Annotated in this window: 22 protein-coding genes and 4 tRNA genes; 9 read left to right on the forward strand and 17 right to left on the reverse strand. The window is 70.6% G+C overall.

Annotated features, from left to right (window positions below):
• Positions 1 to 45: 45 nt before the first annotated feature.
• The 9 genes from rpoB to ACZ60W_RS09245 all read right to left on the reverse strand — a co-directional run bounded on the left by rpoB (position 46) and on the right by ACZ60W_RS09245 (position 9,218).
• Positions 46 to 3,528, reverse strand: coding sequence for a DNA-directed RNA polymerase subunit beta (rpoB, locus tag ACZ60W_RS09205; RefSeq protein ID WP_469754715.1), 3,483 nt, complete (start codon positions 3,526 to 3,528; stop codon positions 46 to 48).
• A 547-nt stretch (positions 3,529 to 4,075) separates the two neighbouring features.
• Entirely contained in the window at positions 4,076 to 4,459 is a 384-nt protein-coding gene (rplL, locus tag ACZ60W_RS09210; protein WP_073910766.1) for a 50S ribosomal protein L7/L12, read from the reverse strand.
• A gap of 111 nt (positions 4,460 to 4,570) precedes the next feature.
• Positions 4,571 to 5,101, reverse strand: coding sequence for a 50S ribosomal protein L10 (rplJ, locus tag ACZ60W_RS09215; RefSeq protein ID WP_030687887.1), 531 nt, complete (start codon positions 5,099 to 5,101; stop codon positions 4,571 to 4,573).
• Between the two features lie 248 nt (positions 5,102 to 5,349).
• Positions 5,350 to 6,285, reverse strand: coding sequence for an SCO4651 family lipoprotein (locus ACZ60W_RS09220; protein WP_469754716.1), 936 nt, complete (start codon positions 6,283 to 6,285; stop codon positions 5,350 to 5,352).
• A 119-nt stretch (positions 6,286 to 6,404) separates the two neighbouring features.
• The gene (gene rplA, locus ACZ60W_RS09225; protein ID WP_469754717.1) at positions 6,405 to 7,133 is read right to left on the reverse strand and encodes a 50S ribosomal protein L1; all 729 of its coding nucleotides are present in this window, start codon (positions 7,131 to 7,133) and stop codon (positions 6,405 to 6,407) included.
• A gap of 78 nt (positions 7,134 to 7,211) precedes the next feature.
• Entirely contained in the window at positions 7,212 to 7,646 is a 435-nt protein-coding gene (rplK, locus tag ACZ60W_RS09230; protein WP_015035536.1) for a 50S ribosomal protein L11, read from the reverse strand.
• Positions 7,647 to 7,804: 158 nt separating this feature from the next.
• Positions 7,805 to 8,710 (reverse strand): transcription termination/antitermination protein NusG, encoded by a 906-nt coding sequence (nusG, locus tag ACZ60W_RS09235; RefSeq protein WP_469754718.1) that lies wholly within the window; start codon positions 8,708 to 8,710, stop codon positions 7,805 to 7,807.
• A gap of 44 nt (positions 8,711 to 8,754) precedes the next feature.
• Entirely contained in the window at positions 8,755 to 9,042 is a 288-nt protein-coding gene (secE, locus tag ACZ60W_RS09240) for a preprotein translocase subunit SecE (protein ID WP_384895634.1), read from the reverse strand.
• 103 nt (positions 9,043 to 9,145) lie between these two features.
• Positions 9,146 to 9,218 (reverse strand) — tRNA-Trp (locus ACZ60W_RS09245).
• 205 nt (positions 9,219 to 9,423) lie between these two features.
• Between ACZ60W_RS09245 and ACZ60W_RS09250 the strand changes: the two genes are divergently transcribed.
• From ACZ60W_RS09250 to ACZ60W_RS09260, 3 genes are all read left to right on the forward strand, one after another.
• Complete coding sequence (locus tag ACZ60W_RS09250; RefSeq protein WP_469754719.1) at positions 9,424 to 10,650, forward strand: pyridoxal phosphate-dependent aminotransferase; 1,227 nt, start codon at positions 9,424 to 9,426, stop codon at positions 10,648 to 10,650.
• A 138-nt stretch (positions 10,651 to 10,788) separates the two neighbouring features.
• Complete coding sequence (locus tag ACZ60W_RS09255) at positions 10,789 to 11,811, forward strand: adenosine deaminase (RefSeq protein WP_469754720.1); 1,023 nt, start codon at positions 10,789 to 10,791, stop codon at positions 11,809 to 11,811.
• 97 nt (positions 11,812 to 11,908) lie between these two features.
• Positions 11,909 to 12,541, forward strand: coding sequence for an NAD(P)-dependent oxidoreductase (locus ACZ60W_RS09260; protein WP_469754721.1), 633 nt, complete (start codon positions 11,909 to 11,911; stop codon positions 12,539 to 12,541).
• Positions 12,542 to 12,573: 32 nt separating this feature from the next.
• Here the strand turns inward: ACZ60W_RS09260 and ACZ60W_RS09265 are convergent, their stop codons facing one another.
• From ACZ60W_RS09265 to ACZ60W_RS09290, 6 genes are all read right to left on the reverse strand, one after another.
• Positions 12,574 to 13,692: a UDP-N-acetylmuramate dehydrogenase gene (locus ACZ60W_RS09265; protein WP_469754746.1), complete on the reverse strand. Its 1,119-nt coding sequence runs from the start codon at positions 13,690 to 13,692 to the stop codon at positions 12,574 to 12,576.
• Positions 13,689 to 14,117, reverse strand: coding sequence for a MaoC family dehydratase (locus tag ACZ60W_RS09270; protein ID WP_469754722.1), 429 nt, complete (start codon positions 14,115 to 14,117; stop codon positions 13,689 to 13,691). The genes ACZ60W_RS09265 and ACZ60W_RS09270 overlap by 4 nt, the downstream gene beginning before the upstream one ends.
• A 2-nt stretch (positions 14,118 to 14,119) precedes the next feature.
• Complete coding sequence (locus ACZ60W_RS09275; RefSeq protein WP_469754723.1) at positions 14,120 to 14,572, reverse strand: FAS1-like dehydratase domain-containing protein; 453 nt, start codon at positions 14,570 to 14,572, stop codon at positions 14,120 to 14,122.
• 151 nt (positions 14,573 to 14,723) lie between these two features.
• Positions 14,724 to 14,888 carry a 50S ribosomal protein L33 gene (rpmG, locus tag ACZ60W_RS09280; RefSeq protein WP_003956487.1) on the reverse strand — a complete coding sequence of 55 codons (165 nt, stop codon included), beginning with the start codon at positions 14,886 to 14,888 and terminating at the stop codon, positions 14,724 to 14,726.
• 88 nt (positions 14,889 to 14,976) lie between these two features.
• Positions 14,977 to 15,049, reverse strand: a tRNA-Met gene (locus tag ACZ60W_RS09285).
• 44 nt (positions 15,050 to 15,093) lie between these two features.
• Positions 15,094 to 15,166, reverse strand: a tRNA-Thr gene (locus tag ACZ60W_RS09290).
• 206 nt (positions 15,167 to 15,372) lie between these two features.
• Here ACZ60W_RS09290 and ACZ60W_RS09295 point away from each other — a divergent pair.
• On the forward strand, positions 15,373 to 16,653 hold the full coding sequence (locus tag ACZ60W_RS09295) for an amidohydrolase family protein (RefSeq protein ID WP_469754724.1): 1,281 nt from the start codon (positions 15,373 to 15,375) through the stop codon (positions 16,651 to 16,653).
• Between the two features lie 2 nt (positions 16,654 to 16,655).
• Positions 16,656 to 17,312: an SDR family oxidoreductase gene (locus tag ACZ60W_RS09300; protein WP_469754725.1), complete on the forward strand. Its 657-nt coding sequence runs from the start codon at positions 16,656 to 16,658 to the stop codon at positions 17,310 to 17,312.
• Between the two features lie 56 nt (positions 17,313 to 17,368).
• On the opposite strand, the gene ACZ60W_RS09305 is transcribed toward ACZ60W_RS09300, so the two are convergent.
• A tRNA-Tyr gene (locus ACZ60W_RS09305) sits at positions 17,369 to 17,450 on the reverse strand.
• Positions 17,451 to 17,620: 170 nt separating this feature from the next.
• Here ACZ60W_RS09305 and ACZ60W_RS09310 point away from each other — a divergent pair.
• The 4 genes from ACZ60W_RS09310 (at position 17,621) to ACZ60W_RS09325 (ending at position 20,591) form a co-directional block, all read left to right on the forward strand.
• The gene (locus tag ACZ60W_RS09310) at positions 17,621 to 18,112 is read left to right on the forward strand and encodes a YajQ family cyclic di-GMP-binding protein (RefSeq protein ID WP_365222321.1); all 492 of its coding nucleotides are present in this window, start codon (positions 17,621 to 17,623) and stop codon (positions 18,110 to 18,112) included.
• A 106-nt stretch (positions 18,113 to 18,218) separates the two neighbouring features.
• On the forward strand, positions 18,219 to 18,716 hold the full coding sequence (locus ACZ60W_RS09315) for a methylated-DNA--[protein]-cysteine S-methyltransferase (RefSeq protein WP_469754726.1): 498 nt from the start codon (positions 18,219 to 18,221) through the stop codon (positions 18,714 to 18,716).
• The gene (locus ACZ60W_RS09320; protein ID WP_469754727.1) at positions 18,713 to 19,342 is read left to right on the forward strand and encodes an alpha-ketoglutarate-dependent dioxygenase AlkB family protein; all 630 of its coding nucleotides are present in this window, start codon (positions 18,713 to 18,715) and stop codon (positions 19,340 to 19,342) included. The genes ACZ60W_RS09315 and ACZ60W_RS09320 overlap by 4 nt, the downstream gene beginning before the upstream one ends.
• A gap of 10 nt (positions 19,343 to 19,352) precedes the next feature.
• On the forward strand, positions 19,353 to 20,591 hold the full coding sequence (locus tag ACZ60W_RS09325) for an APC family permease (protein ID WP_469754728.1): 1,239 nt from the start codon (positions 19,353 to 19,355) through the stop codon (positions 20,589 to 20,591).
• Here the strand turns inward: ACZ60W_RS09325 and ACZ60W_RS09330 are convergent.
• Positions 20,557 to 21,576, reverse strand: coding sequence for a barstar family protein (locus tag ACZ60W_RS09330; protein ID WP_469754729.1), 1,020 nt, complete (start codon positions 21,574 to 21,576; stop codon positions 20,557 to 20,559). The two genes, ACZ60W_RS09325 and ACZ60W_RS09330, sit on opposite strands and share 35 nt — an antisense overlap.
• Between the last annotated feature and the right edge of the window lie 7 nt (positions 21,577 to 21,583).

Consider the following 21,583-nt stretch of genomic DNA (forward strand, 5'->3'; position numbering starts at 1 on the left):
GGGCCGGCGGGGGGACCGTCACTGGTCCCCCTGCCGGAACTCCCGTCAGACCTCTTCGACGCTGCTCGGCTCGCGCCGGGACAGGTCGATGCCGAGCTCCTCCGCTGCGCGGAAGACGTCCTCGTCGGTGTCGCGCATCTCGATGGACATGCCGTCCGAGGACAGCACCTCCACGTTGAGGCACAGGGACTGCATCTCCTTGATGAGCACCTTGAAGGACTCGGGGATGCCGGGCTCAGGGATGTTCTCGCCCTTGACGATGGCCTCGTAGACCTTCACACGGCCGGTCACGTCGTCGGACTTGATCGTCAGCAGCTCCTGGAGGGCGTACGCGGCGCCGTACGCCTCCAGCGCCCACACCTCCATCTCACCGAAGCGCTGGCCACCGAACTGGGCCTTACCACCCAGCGGCTGCTGGGTGATCATCGAGTACGGGCCGGTCGACCGGGCGTGCAGCTTGTCGTCGACCAGGTGGTGGAGCTTGAGGATGTACATGTACCCGACGGAGATCGGGTCCGGGAACGGCTCGCCGGAGCGGCCGTCGAACAGCCTCGCCTTGCCGGTCGGGAGCACCATGCGCTCGCCGTCGCGGTTCGGGATGGTGTGCTGGAGCAGACCCGCGAGCTCGTCCTCACGCGCACCGTCGAAGACCGGGGTGGCGACGTTGGTGCCGGGGGCGACCTGGTCGGCGCCGATCGCCTGGAGGCGCTGCGCCCACTCGTCCGCGAGACCGGAGACGTCCCAGCCGCGGCTGGCGAGCCAGCCGAGGTGGATCTCCAGGACCTGTCCCGGGTTCATTCGGGACGGGACACCCAGCGGGTTGAGGATGATGTCGACCGGGGTGCCGTCCTCCAGGAACGGCATGTCCTCGATCGGCAGGATCTTGGAGATGACGCCCTTGTTGCCGTGACGGCCGGCGAGCTTGTCACCGTCGGTGATCTTGCGCTTCTGGGCGACGTAGACGCGGACCAGCTGGTTCACGCCCGGGGGAAGCTCGTCGCCCTCCTCGCGGTCGAAGACGCGCACGCCGATGATCTTGCCGATCTCGCCGTGGGGCACCTTCAGCGAGGTGTCGCGGACCTCGCGCGCCTTCTCACCGAAGATCGCGCGGAGCAGGCGCTCCTCCGGGGTGAGCTCGGTCTCGCCCTTGGGCGTGACCTTGCCGACCAGGATGTCGCCGGCGACGACCTCGGCACCGATGCGGATGATGCCGCGCTCGTCGAGGTCGGCGAGGACCTCCTCGGAGACGTTCGGGATGTCCCGGGTGATCTCCTCCGGGCCGAGCTTGGTGTCACGGGCGTCGACCTCGTGCTCCTCGATGTGGATCGAGGAGAGGACGTCGTCCTGCACGAGGCGCTGCGACAGGATGATCGCGTCCTCGTAGTTGTGGCCCTCCCACGGCATGAACGCCACGAGGAGGTTCTTGCCGAGCGCCATCTCGCCGTCTTCGGTGGCGGGACCGTCGGCGAGGACCTGACCCTCGATGACGCGGTCGCCCTCGTCCACGACGACCTTCTGGTTCACAGAGGTGCCCTGGTTGGAGCGGGAGAACTTGTGCAGGCGGTACGTGATGTACGTGCCGTCGTCGTTGGCGACCGTGATGTAGTCGGCCGACAGCTCCTGGACGACACCGTCCTTCTCGGCCTTGAGCACGTCGCCGGCGTCGGTGGCGCAGCGGTACTCCATGCCGGTGCCGACGAGCGGGGCCTCCGACTTAATCAGCGGGACGGCCTGACGCATCATGTTCGCGCCCATGAGGGCACGGTTGGCGTCGTCGTGCTCGAGGAACGGGATCATGGCGGTCGCGACCGACACCATCTGGCGCGGCGAGACGTCCATGTAGTCCACGTCCGACGGCTCGACGTAGTCGACCTCGCCGCCACGCTTGCGGACCAGGACGCGCGGCTCGGTGAACTGCATCTCGTCGTTGAGCGCGGCGTTGGCCTGCGCGATGACGAAGCGGTCCTCCTCGTCGGCGGTGACGTAGTCGACCTCGTCGGTGACCTGGCCGTCGACGACCTTGCGGTACGGCGTCTCGATGAAGCCGAACGCGTTGACGCGGCCGTACGAGGCGAGCGAACCGATCAGACCGATGTTCGGGCCTTCGGGGGTCTCGATCGGGCACATGCGTCCGTAGTGGGACGGGTGCACGTCACGGACCTCGAAGCCGGCCCGCTCACGGGACAGACCACCGGGACCCAGCGCCGAGAGACGACGCTTGTGCGTCAGACCCGACAGCGGGTTGTTCTGGTCCATGAACTGCGAGAGCTGCGACGTTCCGAAGAACTCCTTGATCGACGCCACGACCGGGCGGATGTTGATCAGGGTCTGCGGGGTGATCGCCTCGACGTCCTGCGTGGTCATGCGCTCGCGGACGACGCGCTCCATGCGAGCCAGACCCGTGCGGACCTGGTTCTGGATGAGCTCGCCGACGTTGCGCAGACGACGGTTGCCGAAGTGGTCGATGTCGTCGGTCTCGACGACGATCTCGTTGCCGTTCTCGCCGATCGTCTCGGTCTCGCCCGCGTGGAGCTTGACCAGGTACTTGATCGTGGCGATGACGTCGTCGGTGGTGAGCACGCCGGCGTTCAGCGGCTCGTCGGCGCCGAGCTTCTTGTTCACCTTGTAGCGGCCGACCTTCGCGAGGTCGTAGCGCTTCGGGTTGAAGTAGAGGTTCTCGAGCAGCGTCTGAGCGGCCTCACGGGTCGGCGGCTCGCCCGGACGCAGCTTGCGGTAGATGTCGAGCAGCGCGTCGTCCTGGCCCTGGGTGTGGTCCTTCTCCAGGGTGGCGCGCATGGACTCGTACTCGCCGAACTCCTGCAGGATCTGCTCGGTGGTCCAGCCGAGGGCCTTCAGCAGCACGGTGACGGACTGCTTGCGCTTGCGGTCGATGCGGACACCGACGAGGTCGCGCTTGTCGATCTCCATCTCCAGCCAGGCACCCCGGGACGGGATGATCTTGGCGGAGAAGATGTCCTTGTCGGACGTCTTGTCGATCGAGGAGTCGAAGTAGACGCCCGGGGAGCGGACGAGCTGCGACACGACGACACGCTCGGTGCCGTTGATGACGAAGGTGCCCTTGTTGGTCATGAGCGGGAAGTCGCCCATGAAGACCGTCTGGGACTTGATCTCGCCGGTCTCGTTGTTCGTGAACTCGGCGGTGACGAAGAGCGGGGCGCCGTACGTGAAGTCACGGTCCTTGCACTCGTCGATCGAGTTCTTCGGCGGCTCGAAGCGGTGGTCGCGGAAGGTCAGCGACATCGACCCGGAGAAGTCCTCGATCGGGGAGATCTCCTCGAAGATCTCCTCCAGACCGGACTTCGTGGGGACGTCCTGTCCCGACTCAAGGGCAGCCTCGACGCGAGCCTTCCAGGCGGCGTTGCCGAGCAGCCAGTCAAAGCTCTCGGTCTGCAGCGCGAGGAGGTTCGGAACCTCGAGGGGCTCCTTGATCTTTGCAAAGGAGATGCGCAGCGGGGCGGTGCTTGCGCCGTTGTTCGTATTGGTCGAGGCGTTGCGCGAGGCGGCCAAGAGGGGGTCCTTCCGAGGGCTCGGACTCACTACGCGCGTACCGGTCCCCTGCATCGCTTCACGGCAGACTTTTCCTGATATGGCCAAAAAGCCAGGTCAGACGGGGTCGGTCCGAGTAGCGGATGCGAAGGTATGCCCCTGGTGACGGGCAGGGGGCAGCTAACAGGCAGCGCAAAGGGTCAGTGTAGCCACTTGGCTCACTGATGTCCAGGGCGAATAATTCGCGACCCTCGTTGCTCTCAACTCCGCGGTACCTCGCGCCGGGCGGCGCACCTCGATACTGCCCGTTCAGTCGTCGATCCATGCCTCGGAAACGGATCGTTGTGACGACGCGTCCTGAGAATTGCGCGCTGCGTGCGGTTCGTCAAGGCCCCCCGGTGTGCGGGGCGCACGGCGAAGATCACCATACTCCGCTTCCGGAGGCCCTCCGGCCGCCCGCCACGCCCGTTCCGGGAACGCCGAAAGGCGACCACCCAGTTGGGTGATCGCCTGTCGGTGCCTCCGCGTTACACGGGGGCAGGAGTCAGCTCAGCGAGCCGAAACGGCCTTACTTGACCGTGACGGAGGCGCCGGCGGCCTTGAGGGACTCGGCAGCCTTCTCGGCGGCCTCCTTCGCGACCTTCTCGAGGACCGGCTTCGGGGTGCCGTCGACGAGGTCCTTGGCCTCCTTGAGGCCCAGGGAGGTGAGCTCGCGCACGACCTTGATGACCTGGATCTTCTTGTCGCCGGCACCCTCGAGGATGACGTCGAACTCGTCCTGCTCCTCGACGGCCTCGGCACCGGCGACCGGGGCACCCGGGCCGGCAACGGCGACGGCCGCGGCGGCGGTGACGTCGAACTTCTCCTCGAAGGCCTTCACGAACTCGGAGAGCTCGATGAGGGTCATCTCCTCGAACTGGGCGAGGAGGTCGTCCTGAGAGAGCTTCGCCATGATGGGCGATCCTTCCACTAATTCGGCAGGTGCCGATGTGTCTATAGAGGCGGGCGTAACGGCCCGCTACGACCCGTGCACTAGGCGGCGCGGATCAATGCGCGAGCCGAATTACTCGGCACCGCCCTGCTCGGCGAGCTTGACGCGAAGCGCTTCCGCGGTGCGGACGAACTTCGACGGCAGCGCCTGGAAGAGCGAGGCAGCCTGGGACTGCTTGCCCTTGAACGCGCCGGCCAGCTTGCTGAGCAGAACCTCGCGGGACTCGAGGTCCGCAAGCTTCTTGATGTCGTCGGCGGAGAGAGCCTTACCGTCAAGGACACCGGCCTTGATGATGAGGTTCGGGTTCTCCTTGGCGAAGTCACGCAGGGCCTTCGCCGACTCCACCGGGTCACCGGTGACGAAGGCGACCGCGGTCGGACCAGCGAAGTGCTCGTCCAGTGCGGTGATCCCGGCCTCGTTGGCCGCAATCTTGGTCAGCGTGTTCTTCACCACGGCGTACTGGGCGTTCTCACCGAGCGAACGACGCAGCGTCTTGAGCTGCGCCACGGTGAGACCCCGGTACTCGGTCAGCACGGCGGCGTTGGAGCTCTGGAACGCGTCCTTGAGCTCGGCCACCGATGCAGCCTTGTTGGGCGTCGGCATAGTGCTTCGGCCTCCTTCCGGGTGATGAGGACCGCTCAGAAGGTGGCTGAACAAAACAAAACGCCCCGGGCGCAGGCGCACGGGGCTCAGCTCGACCGGACCGAAGTCCGGGAACTCTCCACAGTCACCTGCGCGGGTCGTCCGTTGTCAGCGGATCCTTCGGCCACCGCACCCGGTAGGGGCACAGCAACGACCAGCGGTCTTTGGCTTCTGTGGAAGAGTACGTGACCGGGGCGGCCGGGGGCAAATCAGCCCTTGCCGAGGCCCTTCAGCATCTCGAAGAGGTCGACGGTGTCCTTGGCCGGCGGCTCCTGGACGGCGATCGCGGTGCCGTAGTCGCTGTAGTCGGCCCGCATGGTCATCGTGCCCTGGGCCATGGTCATGCCGACGTCCATGCGCGCCGGGTAGCCGTCCTCGGTGACCCAGAGCTCGGTGTCGTAGCCCTTGAGGCCCGCCTTCTTCATGTTCGCGACGAGCTGGTCGTGCTCCTCCTTGGACAGGAGCTTCGAGGACTCGTTCGCCTTGAGCATCTGCTCGAAGGTGAGGGTGCCCTTGTAGTGCTGGGTCTCCAGGCCGTTGACCTTCTCGGCGCCGAGGTGCTTCAGGTTCGGCGAGTCGAGGAGCAGGGCCAGCTGCTGGGCCGGGTCCTGGTTCATGTTGTCCAGGCCGCCGGTCATCTGCTTCTGCAGCGCCGCGTCGCCGGACGCGTCGGCGGCGGCCTTCATGTCCAGCTTCATCCAGCGCTTGCCGTCCATGTCGGCGGCCTGCTCGGCGCCCATGTCGACGTACATGACCTGGTCGAGCATGATCATGCGCATCTGCTCCGGGGCGCCCGGGCTGCCCGCGGAGAGCAGGGAGCCCTTCATCGTGATGTCCATCGACGCCGGGGCCCAGCCCTGGACGCCGGACATCTCGACGGTGCCGGACTCCGCGCCGACGCCCTTCATGCTCATCGTCATCTTGACCTTGGCGGCCTTGGCGGCCGAGGTCTTCCGGTACGCGGCCTGGATGACCTTCGTGGCGTCCGTCAGGCTCTGCGTCTGCCGCTCGGCCGCCGGCGCCGTGGTGCCGCCCGCCTTCGCCCCTCCGGCCTTCGCGTCGCCGTCCTGACAGCCCGCGACACCCGTCACGACGGCCAGGGCCGTCAGGGCGACGCCCGCGCGCTTCCATGCGGACTTGTTCATGAGTGTTCCCCACCCCTTGATCCACGTCTTTACGGTTTCTTGAACCGTAACAAAGAGCCGGCCCCCGCCTCTCCGGAGAGAGGCGGGGGCCGGCTGACCACTCAGCGAACCTGTTCGGTTCAGACCGCGGCCGGGTCCTCCTCGACGAGGAGGTTGCGGGTGCGGTTGGAGTCCAGCGGGATGCCGGGGCCCATCGTCGTGGTGATGGTCGCCTTCTTGATGTAGCGACCCTTGGCGGCCGACGGCTTCAGACGGAGGATCTCCTCCAGCGCGGCGGCGTAGTTCTCCACCAGCTTGGTCTCGTCGAAGGAGACCTTGCCGATGATGAAGTGGAGGTTCGAGTGCTTGTCCACTCGGAACTCGATCTTGCCGCCCTTGATGTCGTTGACAGCCTTGGCGACATCGGGGGTGACGGTGCCGACCTTGGGGTTCGGCATGAGACCACGCGGGCCGAGGACGCGGCCGAGGCGGCCGACCTTGCCCATGAGGTCCGGGGTGGCCACCACGGCGTCGAACTCGTTCAGGCGGTTGCCCTTGGAGATCTCGTCGATGAGCTCGTCGGAGCCGACGATGTCGGCGCCCGCGGCGATCGCGGCCTCGGCACGGTCACCGGTCGCGAAGACCAGGACCCGGGCGGTCTTGCCGGTGCCGTGCGGAAGGTTCACGGTGCCACGGACCATCTGGTCGGCCTTGCGCGGGTCGACACCCAGGCGGAAGGCGACCTCGACGGTGCCGTCGAACTTCGTGGTGGCGGTGTCCTTGGCGAGACGGACGGCCTCGAGGGGAGCGTAGTTCCGCTCGCGGTCGACCTTGGCGTCCGCGCCGCGGAGAGCCTTGCTGCGCTTCACTTCTTCTCCTGTTGGTTCAGGTATGGAGTCGTGGTGCGGGCCGCGCCGGCCCTACCACTGAGGTCACGAGGGGGGTGATCAGCCCTCGACCGTGATGCCCATGGAGCGGGCGGTGCCAGCGATGATCTTGGACGCGGCGTCCAGGTCGTTGGCGTTCAGGTCGGGGAGCTTGACCGTGGCGATCTCGCGGACCTGGGCGGCCGTGAGCTTGGCGACCTTGGTCTTGTGCGGCTCGCCGGATCCCTTGTCCACACCCGCGGCCTTGAGGATCAGCTTGGCGGCCGGCGGAGTCTTGGTGATGAAGGTGAAGGTGCGGTCCTCGTAGACCGTGATCTCCACCGGCACGACCATGCCACGCTGCGACTCGGTCGCGGCGTTGTAGGCCTTGCAGAACTCCATGATGTTGACGCCGTGCTGACCCAGCGCGGGGCCGACCGGCGGGGCCGGGTTGGCCGCACCGGCGTTGATCTGGAGCTTGATAAGCCCCGTGACCTTCTTCTTCTTGGGAGGCATTGCTCTCTCCGGGTCCTAGTGAGAGTGTTCAGCCCGCCATCCGGTCATCCGGATGGAGGCATACCGCACCACGATAACGGGTATAGAAGCGCGGCTAAAAACCGAGCAGGTCAGAGCGGCTGTGAGAGCCACTCTGACCTGGTCGGAAACCTGTGAGATCAGTTCTTCTGGATCTGGTCGAAGCTGAGCTCGACCGGGGTCTCGCGGCCGAAGATCTCGACGAGACCCTTGACCTTCTTCGAGTCCGGGTTGATCTCGTTGATCGTGGCCTGGAGGGTCGCGAAGGGACCGTCCGTGACCGTCACCGAGTCGCCGACCTCGAAGTCCAGGACCTGGACCTCCAGCTTGCGGGCCGGAGCCGGCTTGCCCTCGGCCTCGGCGGCCTCGCGGGCGGCCTTCTCCTCGGCCTCCGGGGCGAGCATCTTGACGATCTCGTCCAGGGTCAGCGGGTACGGGTCGTAGGCGTTGCCCACGAAGCCGGTGACGCCGGGGGTGTTGCGGACGACGCCCCAGGACTCGTTCGTCAGGTCCATGCGGACGAGGACGTAGCCGGGGAGCTTGTTCTGCTTGACGTTCTTGCGCTCGCCGCCCTTGATCTGGACGATCTCTTCCTCGGGGACCTCGGCCTGGTAGATGAAGTCCTCGACGTTGAGCGAGACGGCACGCTGCTCGAGGTTGGCCTTCACGCGCTTCTCGTAGCCCGCGTAGGTGTGGATCACGTACCACTCGCCGGGGAGGGTGCGCAGCTCCTCGCGGAGCGCGGCGACCGGGTCGACCGGGGCGGCCGGCTCGGCCTCCTCCTCGGTCTCTTCCTCGGCGTCATCGGCCTCGGCCTCGGCCTCGACGGTGTCGTCCTCGTCGTCGGCGTCGACGGTCTCGGCGTCCTCGTCGGACTCCGCCTCGTCCTCGCCCGCGTCCTCGGTCTCGAGGGCGAACTCCTCGGCGGCCTCGGCGGCAGCGTCGTCAGCAGCGTCTGCCTGGTCCTCGTCGGCGGCCTCCACGATGTCCAGCTCGTCCTCGACGGACTCGGACTCGAAGGCGTCGTTCAGGTTCGCGTCAGACACGGTGGCTGCTTCTTCCTGCGATACAGATGGGGTGGAACAAAAAGTCAGCCGAAGACGTACTTGACTGCTTCCTGGAAGCCATAGTCAATCACGGTGACGAGGCCGATCATGATGACGACGAAGACAATCACCACGGTGGTGTACGTCGTCAGCTGGCTGCGCGTGGGCCAGACGACCTTGCGGAGCTCCGCGATGATCTGGCGGTAGAAGAGCGCGAGACGGCCCAGAGGGCCCTTCTTGCCGCGCTTGCCGCCCTTGCGGGACTTCTTCTTCGACTCTGCGGCCTCGTCGTCGGCATCAGGCATGTCGATGGAGCCTACGGCGTCCGTCACGATCTCTCACCTGATTCCGGGTCGGCCGTGCCGCGCCCGGGTGGAGCCGCACGGCGGTGCAATGAAGTACGTACATGCGCACAACACCTGGCGGTGTGTGTAGCAGGGCCGGAGGGACTTGAACCCCCAACCGCCGGTTTTGGAGACCGGTGCTCTACCAATTGAGCTACGACCCTTTGTCGGTGTCCCCAACCTACCGCATCGTGAGATGTGGTCGGTGCGGGCCAACGAGCAGTGAGCATACGTGGTCAGGGGGCCCCGCGTCGAACAGAAACCGGCCCGACCTGCCGCCGGAAGCGCGTACGACCGGTAATGACCGGTCCTGTCCGGTCCTTGAAACCTGTGTGCCGGGCCCTGACGCGGTCTGGGACCATGGGCCGTATGAGCGCTGCTACCCCTCCCACCGAGCGTCGGGTCTCCGCCCGGATCGGTGCGATCTCCGAGTCCGCCACCCTCGCCGTCGACGCCAAGGCCAAGGCCCTCAAGGCCGCCGGGCGCCCGGTGATCGGGTTCGGCGCGGGCGAGCCCGACTTCCCCACTCCGGACTACATCGTCGAGGCGGCCGTCGAGGCCTGCAGGAACCCGAAGTACCACCGGTACACGCCGGCCGGCGGTCTGCCCGAGCTGAAGGCCGCGATCGCCGCGAAGACGCTGCGCGACTCCGGCTACGAGGTCGACCCGTCGCAGGTCCTGGTGACCAACGGCGGCAAGCAGGCCATCTACGAGGCGTTCGCCGCGATCCTCGACCCGGGTGACGAGGTCATCGTCCCGGCGCCGTACTGGACCACGTACCCCGAGTCGATCCGCCTCGCGGGCGGCGTCCCGGTGGAGGTCGTGGCCGACGAGACCACCGGCTACCGGGTCTCGGTGGAGCAGCTGGAGGCCGCCCGCACGGAGCGCACCAAGGTCGTCCTCTTCGTCTCGCCGTCCAACCCGACCGGCGCGGTGTACAGCGAGGCCGACGCCGAGGCGATCGGCCGCTGGGCCGTCGAGCACGGCCTGTGGGTCCTGACGGACGAGATCTACGAGCACCTCGTCTACGGCGACGCGACGTTCACCTCGCTGCCGGCGATCGTCCCCGAGCTGCGCGACAAGTGCATCGTGGTCAACGGCGTGGCGAAGACGTACGCGATGACGGGCTGGCGCGTCGGGTGGATCGTGGGCCCGAAGGACGTCGTGAAGGCCGCGACGAACCTCCAGTCGCACGCCACGTCCAACGTGAGCAACGTGGCGCAGGTCGCCGCTCTCGCCGCCGTCTCGGGCAACCTGGACGCCGTCGCGGAGATGCGGACCGCGTTCGACCGCCGCCGCCAGACGATCGTGCGGATGCTGAACGAGATCGAGGGCGTGTACTGCCCGACGCCGGAGGGCGCGTTCTACGCCTACCCGTCGGTGAAGGGGCTGCTCGGCAAGGAGATCCGCGGCAAGCGCCCGCAGAGCTCGGTCGAGCTGGCCGCCCTGATCCTGGACGAGGCCGAGGTCGCGGTCGTCCCGGGCGAGGCCTTCGGCACCCCGGGCTACCTGCGCCTGTCGTACGCGCTGGGCGACGAGGACCTCGTCGAGGGCGTGTCCCGGATCCAGAAGCTGCTGGCCGAGGCCACCGACTGACCTTCCCCGGTCCCCGTCTCCGGGGACCGGCCGGGCCCCCGTGTTCTCCGGAACCGGGGGCCCGTTTGTGCGTTCTAGCAAGGTCCCGATCGGGGAAACGGGCTGTCGTCGTCCATTCGGGTGGGGCAGGATCAGCCGATGGAGCACGTTTACCGCGACCTCAGCACCCTGCCCAAGGCCCATCTGCACCTGCACTTCACCGGTTCGATGCGGCCCACCACCCTGATCGAGCTGGCCGACAAGTACGGCGTGCACCTCCCCGAGGCGCTGAGCAGCGGTACGCCCCCGAAACTGCGGGCCACCGACGAGCGCGGCTGGTTCCGCTTCCAGCGCCTGTACGACATCGCCCGCTCCTGCCTGCGCGCGCCGGAGGACATCCAGCGGCTGGTCCGGGAGGCGGCACAGGAGGACGTGCGGGACGGCTCCGGGTGGCTGGAGATCCAGGTCGACCCGACCTCGTACGCCCCGCACCTCGGCGGGCTCATCCCCGCCCTGGAGATCATCCTGGACGCGGTCGACGCGGCCTCCCGGGAGACCGGGCTGGGGATGCGGGTGCTGGTCGCGGCGAACCGGATGAAGCACCCCCTGGAGGCGCGGACGCTCGCCCGGCTCGCGGTCCGGTTCGCCGACCGGGGCGTCGTGGGCTTCGGCCTGTCGAACGACGAACGGCGGGGCATGGCGCGGGACTTCGACCGCGCGTTCGCGATCGCCCGGGAGGGCGGCCTCCTCGCGGCGCCGCACGGCGGCGAGCTGACGGGCCCGGCGTCCGTGCGGGACTGCCTGGACGACCTGCGGGCGGCCCGGGTCGGCCACGGGGTGCGGTCGGCGGAGGACCCGCGGCTGCTGCGGAAGCTCGCCGAGCGCGGGGTGACCTGCGAGGTCTGCCCGGCGTCGAACGTCGCCCTCGGGGTGTACGAGAAGCACGAGGACGTGCCGCTGCGGACGCTCTTCGAGGCGGGGGTGCCGATGGCGCTGGGCGCGGACGACCCGCTGCTCTTCGGCTCGCGGCTGGCCGCGCAGTACGAGATCGCCCGTCGGCACCACGGGTTCACGGACGCGGAGCTCGCGGAGCTGGCCCGGCAGTCGGTGCGGGGCTCGGCGGCCCCGGCGGACGTCCGGGAGAAGCTGCTGGCGGGCATCGACCAGTGGATCGGCGGCTGAGTCCCGGATTCGAGGAAGCCCCGAGTCCCGCGGGGCGCGCGGCGCGAAGATGGGCGGCGGGCCCGTCGAAGGGCACGCGACCACCTGGGGGACACGGATGAAGCTGACCGTCTTCGGCGCGACCGGCGGCACGGGCCGGGAGATCGTCCGCCAGGCGCTGGCCGCGGGCCACGAGGTGACGGCCGTCGTGCGCGACCCGGCCCGGCTGGCGGTGACCGGCGAGCGGCTCGTGGTCCGGCGCACCGACCTGACGGACCCCGACGCGCTCCGTGAGGCCGTCGCCGGCCGCGACGCGGTCCTCTCGGGCCTGGGGGCCCGCAGCAGGGCGGACGCGGGCGTCGCCTCCCGGCTGACCCGCTCGGTGCTCACGGCGATGGAGGGGGCGGGCGTCCGGCGGCTGCTGGTGGTCAGCGCGGCCCCGCTCGGCCCGGTCCCGGACGGGCAGGCCCTCGTGGACCGGGCCGTTCTCGCGGTGATCAACGCGGTCCTGAAGGACGTCTACGCCGATCTGCGGGTCATGGAGTCCCACCTCGCCGCCAGTTCCGCCGACTGGACCTCGGTCCGCCCGCCCCGGCTGACGAACGGGCGGGGCACCGGCGCGTACCGCCGGGTCGTCGGCGGCACCCCGACCCGAGGCCGTTCCCTCGCCCGCGCGGACGTGGCCCACGCCATGCTGGCGATGGTCGACGACCCGGCGACGGTGCGGGAGGGCGTCGGCGTGGCGTACTAGGGCCCTGCGGGTGTCCCCGGAGGGTGGCTCCCCTAGAGGGCGACGCCCACGGTCACCGGCTCGTTGACGAGGGTGACGCCGAAGGCGTCGTGGACCCCGGCGACGACCTCGCGGGCGAGGGCTAGCAGGTCCTCGGTGGTCGCCTCGCCGCGGTTGGTGAGGGCGAGGGTGTGCTTGGTGGAGATCCGCGCGGGCCCGGAGCCGTACCCCTTGGTGAAGCCGGCCCGGTCGATCAGCCAGGCGGCGGAGGTCTTGACCCGGCCGTCCTCGCCGGCGGGGAAGGCCGGCGGGGCGACGTCCGGGCCGAGGCGGTCGGCCACGCGCGCGAGGAAGGCGTCGTACTCCCCCGCGGTGAGGATCGGGTTGGTGAAGAAGGAGCCCGCGGACCAGGTGTCGTGGTCCTCCGGGTCCAGGACCATGCCCTTGCCGGCGCGGAGCCTCAGGACGGTCTCGCGGGCCGCCGCGAGCGGCACCCGGTCGCCGGCCTCCACGCCGAGGGCGCGGGCGGTCTCGGCGTACCTGACCGGCGCCGACAGCCCCCCGGCGTCCTCCAGGCGGAAGCGGACGCGCAGCACCACGTACCGCTCGGGGTGCTCCTTGAAGAGGCTGTGCCGGTAGGAGAAGGCGCACTCGGCGTTGGTGAGGGTGACGGTCTCGTCGGCGCGCCGGTCGTAGGCGACGACCTCGGTCACGGTGGCGGAGACGTCCTGGCCGTAGGCGCCGACGTTCTGGATCGGGGTGGCGCCGGCCGAGCCGGGGATGCCGGCCAGGCACTCGACGCCGGCGAGCCCGGCCTCCACGGTCCGCGCCACGGCGTCCGTCCAGACCTCGCCGGCGGCGAGCTCCAGGCAGGTGCCGTCGAGGGCGAAGCCGGTGGTGGCGATCCGCAGCGCCGTGCCGTCGAAGCCCTTGTCCCCGATGACCAGGTTGGACCCGCCGCCGATGATCAGCAGCGGGGTGCCCGCGGCGTCGGCCTCGCGGACCGCCGCGACGACCTCGTCGTCGGTGGTGGCGGTGACGAGCCGGGTGGCGGGGCCGCCGAGCCGGAAGGTGGTCAGGGGCGCGAGGGGGGCGTCGTGGAGTGGCTGCACGGGCTCAAGGGTACGGGCCCGCCGCGTGCGCGACGGGCCCGTGACACCGGGTGCGGTCAGGCGAGGCGGACCACGGCCCGGGACATCCCGAGGACCTTCTGTCCGGCGCTCGTCGCGGTGATGTCGACCCGCACCTTCCCGTCGTCCAGCTTGGCGGCGACCTTGGCGGCGACCTCGACGAGGGCGCCCTCGTCGTCGTTGGGGACGACGACCGGCTTGGTGAAGCGGACGCCGTACTCGACGACGGCGGCGGGGTCGCCGGCCCAGTCGGTGACGACGCGGATCGCCTCGGCCATGGTGAACATGCCGTGGGCGATGACGTCGGGGAGGCCGACCTCGACCGCGAACTTCTCGTTCCAGTGGATGGGGTTGAAGTCCCCGGAGGCGCCGGCGTACCGGACCAGCGTGGCGCGGGTCACGGGGAAGGTCTGCGCGGGCAGCTCGGTGCCGACCTCGACCTCGTCGTAGGCGATCTTCGCGGTCATGGTCAGGCCCCCTCGGGTGCGCGGGAGACGAGCTTGGTCCAGGCGGTCACGACGTGCTCGCCGGAGGCGTCGTGGACCTCCCCGCGGATGTCCAGGATGTCGTTGCCGGCGAGGGACTTGATCGCCTCGATGGTGGAGGTGACCGAGAGCCGGTCTCCGGCGCGCACGGGCCGGGTGTAGGCGAACTTCTGGTCGCCGTGGACGACGCGGCTGTAGTCGAGACCGAGCTGCGGGTCCTCGATGACCGCGCCGGCCGCCTTGAACGTGATGGCGAACACGAAGGTCGGCGGGGCGATCACGTCGGGGTGACCGAGTTCCTTGGCCGCCTCCTGGTCGGTGTACGCCGCATTCGCGTCGCCGATCGCCTCGGCGAACTCGCGGATCTTCTCGCGGCCGACCTCATAGGGCGCGGTGGGCGGATAGGTCCGGCCCACGAAGGACTGGTCGAGCGCCATGGCCTCGATACCTCCTGGATTTGTTGCCGATGTTGCCGATGGTGCCGATGACGCGTTCGGGCCGGTGCCGGCGCATCGGCTTTCCGCCGAACCCGCCGACAAACGACACGAGGCCGCCCCCTAGTGGGGACGGCCTCGTGTACGAGCCTGATTAACGCGTCTCGCGGTGCGCGGTGTGCGAGTTGCAGCGAGGGCAGTGCTTCTTCATCTCAAGACGGTCCGGGTTGTTACGCCGGTTCTTCTTGGTGATGTAGTTCCGCTCCTTGCACTCCACGCAGGCCAGCGTGATCTTCGGGCGGACGTCGGTGGCAGCCACGTGAGTGCTCCTTGACGGACGGATGGACGGATGAACGCATAGAAGAGTAGCCGATCGAAGGACCGACCCCACAATCGGCTACTGTCTGTAGCGGTGACCGGACTTGAACCGGTGACACAGCGATTATGAGCCGCTTGCTCTACCGACTGAGCTACACCGCTTTGATGATCCGGAACCCGTCCGAAGACGGGATCCTTCTCACCAGAGCCCCAATACGGAATCGAACCGTAGACCTTCTCCTTACCATGGAGACGCTCTACCGACTGAGCTATTGGGGCGAGCGAGGAAGACATTACACGGTCTCCGGCCCATCACCCAAATCCGTTTCCCCGCACCCCCGCGAGGGCTCCCACCAGGCGTCCCGTAGGCCACTCGTGGACTCGTCGGTACGACTTATGCGCACCTCCTCGAAGGCGGGTCGAGCCGCCCCTAGGCTCGGCTCCACGCTGCGTGATCTTGATCTTGAGGAGCCTTGAGGAGCCCGATGTCAGCCGACAGCAAGCAGCCCCAGCCGCCCGAGGACGGGGCCGCCACCACCGCCGACTCGACCTCGCTCCTGCTCTCCCACGCCCGGCTCACCGACGGGCGGACCGTGGACGTCCGCCTCTCCGGCGGCCGCATCGAGGCCGTCGGCACCGCCGGCAGCCTGGCCGCCGTCGGCGCGCGGGTCGACCTCACCGGCTACCTGCTGCTGCCCGCGGCCGCCGAACCCCACGCCCACGCCGACACCGCCCTCTCGGCGGACACCCCCGGCCCCGTCTCCTACGCGCCGGACGACGTCCAGCGCCGGGCCACCGAGGCCGCCCTGCTGCAGCTCGGGCACGGCGCGACCGCGCTCCGCGCGCACGTGCGGATCGGCGACGTCCAGGGGCTCGGCCCCCTGGAGGCCGTGCTCCAGGCCCGGCGCTCGCTGCGCGGCCTCGCCGACCTCACGGCCGTCGCCGTCCCCCGGCTGCTCACCGGGGTCGCGGGCGCGGACGGCCTCGCCATGCTGCGGGACGCGGTGAAGATGGGCGCCGGCGTGGTCGGAGGCTGCCCCGACCTCGACCCCGACCCGGCCGGATACGTCGAGGCGGTCCTGGAGATCGCCGCCGAGCACGGCGTCCCGGTCGACCTGCACACCGACGCCGACGACCCGGCCCGGCTCGCACGGCTCGCGGCGATGGCCGGCGGGCTGCGGCCCGGCGTGACGCTCGGGCCCTGCGCGGGCCTCGGCCGGCTCCCCGCCGACGCGGCGCGGCGGGCGGCCGACGGGCTGGCCGCCGCCGGCGCGACGGTGGTCTGCCTGCCGCAGGGCGGCTGCGGCGGGACGGAGACGCGGGGCGCCGCGCCGGTCCGGCTCCTCCGGGCGGCCGGGGTGCGGGTCGCGGCGGGCGGCGGGGCGCTGCGGGACGTGGCCAACCCGGTGGGCCGCGGGGACCCGCTGGAGGCCGCCTACCTCCTCGCCTCGCTCGGCGGGCTGCCGCCGCAGGAGGCGTACGCGGCGGTGAGCGCCGAGGCCAGGACGGTCATGGGGCTGCCGGAGGTCCGCGTGGAGGCCGGTTTCCCCGCGGAGCTGCTCGCGGTGCGCGGGGAGCGCCTGTCGGGCGTGCTCTCCCTCGCCTACAGCCGGATCGTCGTCCACCGGGGGCGAGTCGTGGCGCGGACGAGCGCGGTGCGGGAGTACTGCGATTCGGCGGCGGCGCTCGACCTGCCGCGCCAGGCGCGGCCGGAGCGGCCGCCCGAGCCGGGAAGCCCTCCGGCCGGTCCCGTCGTACGGTCGTGAGTATGCGCATCGTCATCGCTGGAGGACACGGTCAGATCGCCCTGCGCCTGGAGAGGCTGCTCGCGGCGGGCGGACACGAGGTCGCGGGGATCATCCGCAGACCCGAGCAGGGGGCTGACCTGCGGGAGGCGGGCGCCGAACCCGTCGTGCTGGACCTGGAGTCGGCGTCGGTCGAGATGGTCGCCGCCGTCCTCCAGGGCGCCGACGCGGCCGTCTTCGCCGCCGGAGCGGGCCCCGGGAGCGACGCCGCCCGCAAGGACACGGTGGACCGCGGAGCGGCCGTGCTCTTCGCCGAGGCGGCCGAACGCGCGGGCGTACGCCGGTACCTCGTCGTCTCCTCGATGGGCGCCGACGCCACCCACCAGGGCGACGAGGTCTTCGACGCCTATCTCCGCGCCAAGGGCGCCGCCGACGACGCCATCCGCGCCCGCACCACCCTGGACTGGACGATCCTGCGCCCCGGCGCCCTCACCGACGACGCCGGCACCGGCCTGGTCCGCCTGGAGGCCCGCACCGGCCGCGGCCCGGTCCCCCGCGACGACGTCGCCGCCACCCTCGCCGAGCTGCTCGACACCCCCGGCACCGCCGGCCTCACCCTCGAACTCGTCTCGGGCTCCACGCCCCTCTCCGTCGCCGTCAAGGACGTCGCCGGAAACTGACCACCCCGGAAAACGAGCGAAGGTCCCCGGTGAGAACACCGGGGACCTTCTTCGCGTGGCGACGCCAGGATTCGAACCTGGGTAGGCTAAGCCGACGGATTTACAGTCCGCTCCCATTGGCCACTCGGGCACATCGCCATGAGATCGCTGCCGTGGAGCCGCTGTGAGGCGGTGTTCCCTGGCAACGACGTAAACAATACCTGATGCCGGGGGGTGGTCCGCCACCGGGTTGATCAGCGGTGGGGCCGTGGCGAACCCCCTAGGCTTTGGGCTGTACCCCACAGCATCCGAAGAAGGAGCCACGAGTCATGGCCGACTCCAGTTTCGACATCGTGTCCAAGGTCGAGCGGCAGGAGGTCGACAACGCCCTCAACCAGGCCGTGAAGGAGATCTCGCAGCGCTACGACTTCAAGGGAACGAACGCCTCGATCGCGTGGTCGGGCGAGAAGATCCTGATGCAGGCGAGCGGCGAGGAGCGGGTGAAGGCGATCCTCGACATCTTTCAGTCCAAGCTGATCAAGCGGGGCATCTCGCTGAAGTCGCTGGAGGTCGAGGGCGAGCCGCAGCTGTCCGGCAAGGAGTACAAGCTCTTCGCGTCGGTGCAGGAGGGCATCTCCCAGGAGAACGCCAAGAAGGTCGCGAAGGCCATCCGGGACGAGGGCCCGAAGGGCGTCAAGGCGCAGGTGCAGGGCGACGAGCTGCGGGTGAGCTCGAAGAGCCGGGACGACCTGCAGGCCGTGCAGGCGCTGCTCAAGGGCAAGGACTTCGACTTCGCGATCCAGTTCGTGAACTACCGCTGACCTCGTAGCGGGGCGTGAGGGTCGTGTCCGAATACCGCCAGCCGCAGGTTCGGCGGTCCCCGCACACTGGTCTGAGGAAGACCCGTGCCGGGGAGAGGAACCAGTCATGACCGTGTACGCGTACGTCGACGGCCCCCTGGGCGAGATGCTGCTGGTCGGGCGGCTCGCCGAAGGGGGCCGTGCCGTGCTGCGCTCGCTGTCCCTGCCGGGGCAGAAGGGCGCCGTCGAGGTCGAGGACGGCTGGGCGCACGCGCCGGAGGCGTTCGAGGAGGCCGCCGCGCAGCTGGGCGAGTACTTCGCGGGCCGGCGGGACCGGTTCGACCTGCCGCTCGCCGGCGACGCCGGGACGGAGTTCCAGCGGCGGGTGTGGCGGGCCCTGGAGGAGATCCCGTACGGGACGACGGTGTCGTACGGGGAGATCGCCCGCCGGGTCGGTTCGCCGGGGGCGGGGGTGCGGGCCGTGGGCACCGCGATCGGGCGGAACCCGCTGCTCGTCGTGCGGCCCTGTCACCGGGTGATCGGGGCCGACGGGAGCCTGCGCGGATACGCGGCGGGGCTGGACCGCAAGGAACGGCTGCTCGGCCTCGAAGGGGCCGGCGGGTGACCGAGGGCCTCTTCCCCCGGGAGCGGGCCGAGGTGGCGCCCGGCGCGGTGCACGTGCCGGGGTGGCTCCCCTTCGCGCGCCAGCGGGAGCTGGTGGACGCCTGCCGGGAGTGGGGGCGGGGGCCGGGGGCGTACCGGCGGACGGTGCTGCCGGGCGGGGGCGTCATGTCGGTGCGGTCGCTGTGCCTGGGCCGGCAGTGGGTGCCGTACCGCTATCTCGACACGGCGGGGCCGGAACTGCCGGGCTGGCTGGCCGCGTTGGGCCGGGAGGCGCTGGTCGAGGCGTACGGCGACCACGGTGGTTTCGCGCCGGACACCGCGCTGGTGAACTTCTACGCGCCGGGGGCGCGGATGGGCATGCACCAGGACCGGGAGGAGCGTTCGGGTGCGCCGGTGGTGTCGCTGAGCCTCGGGGACCGCTGCGTCTTCCGGTTCGGGAACGAGGAGAACCGCGGACGGCCCTACCGGGACGTGGAGTTGTCGTCCGGCGACCTCTTCGTCTTCGGCGGCGTTTCACGGTGGGCGCACCACGGTGTGCCCGTCGTGCGACCGGGGACGGCGGAGCCGGCGCTGGGCCTGGTGGGACGCCTGAACATCACCCTGAGGGAGACCGGGCTCACCCCTTAGTGTGCGGTCCATGACAGAGGAACTGCGCCGGTCGCTCGGCGTCTTCGACGCGGTCGTGATCGGGCTCGGCGCGATGGTCGGAGCGGGGATCTTCGTCGCGCTCGGGCCGGCGGCCGAGGCGGCCGGATCAGGTGCCGGAGTGCTGTGGGGGCTGGGGGTGGCCGCGGTCGTGGCGTACGCCAACGCCATGGCGTCGGCCCGGCTGGCCGCCCGCCATCCGGCCTCCGGCGGCACCTATGTGTACGGTCGCGAACGTCTCGGTTCCTTCTGGGGGTATCTGGCCGGCTGGGCGTTCGTGGCCGGCAAGACGGCCTCGTGCGCGGCGATGGCGCTGACCGTCGGGGCGTACCTGTGGCCGGCGCAGGCCCCGGCGGTCGCGGTCGCCGCCGTGGTGGCCACGACCGCCCTGGACTACGGCGGGGTGCGGAAGTCGGCCCTGTTCACCCGGGCCGTCGTGGCCGTGGTCCTGGCGGTGCTGGCCGCCGTCGTCACGGTCTGCCTCGGGGCCGGCGGGGCGGCGCCCGCGCGGCTCGGCGGAGAGCTCACGGCGGGCGGGGTGCTCCAGGCCGCCGGTTTGCTCTTCTTCGCGTTCGCGGGGTACGCGCGGATCGCGACGCTCGGCGAGGAGGTCCGCGATCCGGCCCGCACGATCCCCCGGGCGGTGCCGGTCGCGCTCGGGATCGCGCTCGCCGTCTACGGGCTGGTCGCGGTGAGCGTGCTCGCCGTCCTCGGTCCGGTGGCCCTCGCCCACTCCCCCGTGCCGCCGGCCGACGCGGCGCGGGCGGCGGGCGCCGGGTGGCTGGTGCCGGCCGTCACGGCGGGCGCGGTGGCCGCGGCGCTCGGCTCGCTGCTCTCGCTGCTCCTCGGGGTGTCCCGGACGGCCCTGGCGATGGCCAGGGACGGCCATCTGCCGGCCGCGCTGACCGCCGTGCACCCGCGCTTCCACGTGCCGCACCGGGCGGGGGTGGCGGTGGGCGCGGTGGTGGCCGTGGTGGCGGCGACGGCGGACGTGCGGGGCGCGATCGGCTTCTCGTCGTTCGGGGTGCTCGTCTACTACGGCATCGCCAACGCCTCCGCGTGGACGCTGGGCGGCCGGAACAGGCCGCTCGCCGCGCTCGGGCTCGCCGGGTGCGGGGCGCTGGCGTTCGCGCTGCCCGTGGGGTCGGTCCTCGCCGGTTCGGGGGTGGTCGCGGCGGGCGTGGTGGCGTGGGCGGTCAGTCGAGGACGATCCGTACCCCCGCGGCCGTGAGGCCGTCGACGAACTCCCGGAAGGTGGCCGGGCGGTCGTCGGCGTAGGGCAGGACGCCGAGGCAGAGGCGGGCGACGTCGGCGCGGTGCCAGACGAGCGTGGTGCCCGCGAGGAGCTCTCCGACGGCGTGGGGCGCTCCGACGCCGAGGGCGCGGCCGGGGCCGAGCACGGCCTCCCCGAGGGCGCAGAGGAGGGAGTCCTCGTCGACCGTGTCGGCGCCGTCGAGGTGGTAGGTGGTGCCGGAGGTGATGCCGGGGGCGCCCGCGGTCCTGCGGGCGGCCTCGGCGAGCCACGCGCCGCGCGCCGCGCCGGCGAACCGGCGCCAGGTGCCGGGTGCGGCGGGGCGCTCGCCCCGCCACAGTTCCCAGACCTCGCGGAACTGGCGGGGCACCAGGCCGGCCCGGGGGAAGGAGACGGTGAGGTCGACGAGGTCGTGGGCGCGGACCGAGGCGCCCCAGCGGGTGATGCGGCCGGCCGCGGCCTCGTGGTGCACGCCGCCGAGCGCGTCCAGGACCTGGTAGCGGACGGCGTCGAATCCGGCCGCTCCGGCGGCGAGGGCGTCCCGCAGCCCGCCGCGGGGCGAGCAGCCGACGAAGGTGACGTCGGTGTGGGTCCGCTCCTCCGGTTCCGGCGGGGAGACGCGGACGAGGTTGCCGCAGGGCACGGCCGGGGCACCGGTGTACGACCTGCGGGGCCCCTCGTCCGACTCGACGGTGACGACGTCGCCGCGGGCGCCGAGGACCCGGACGCCGGTGAAGGCCCACGCGAGGCCGTCGGGGGTCTCGACGTGGAGCGTGCCGAGCGGCGCCGTGCCCTCCACGACGGCCTGGGTGACGGCCCGGGCCAGTTCGCCGCGCGGCTCGCAGCCGCGCAGCTCGTGGACGGGGCGCGGGGGCGGCACGGGCTCGCCGTAGAGGCCGTCGACGTCCTTGCAGAGGGCGACGGCGTGCAGGCCGGAGACGAGGGCGTACTTCGGTGTCCGCACCGGGGCC

The organism is Streptomyces sp. NPDC104202 (assembly GCF_055584185.1).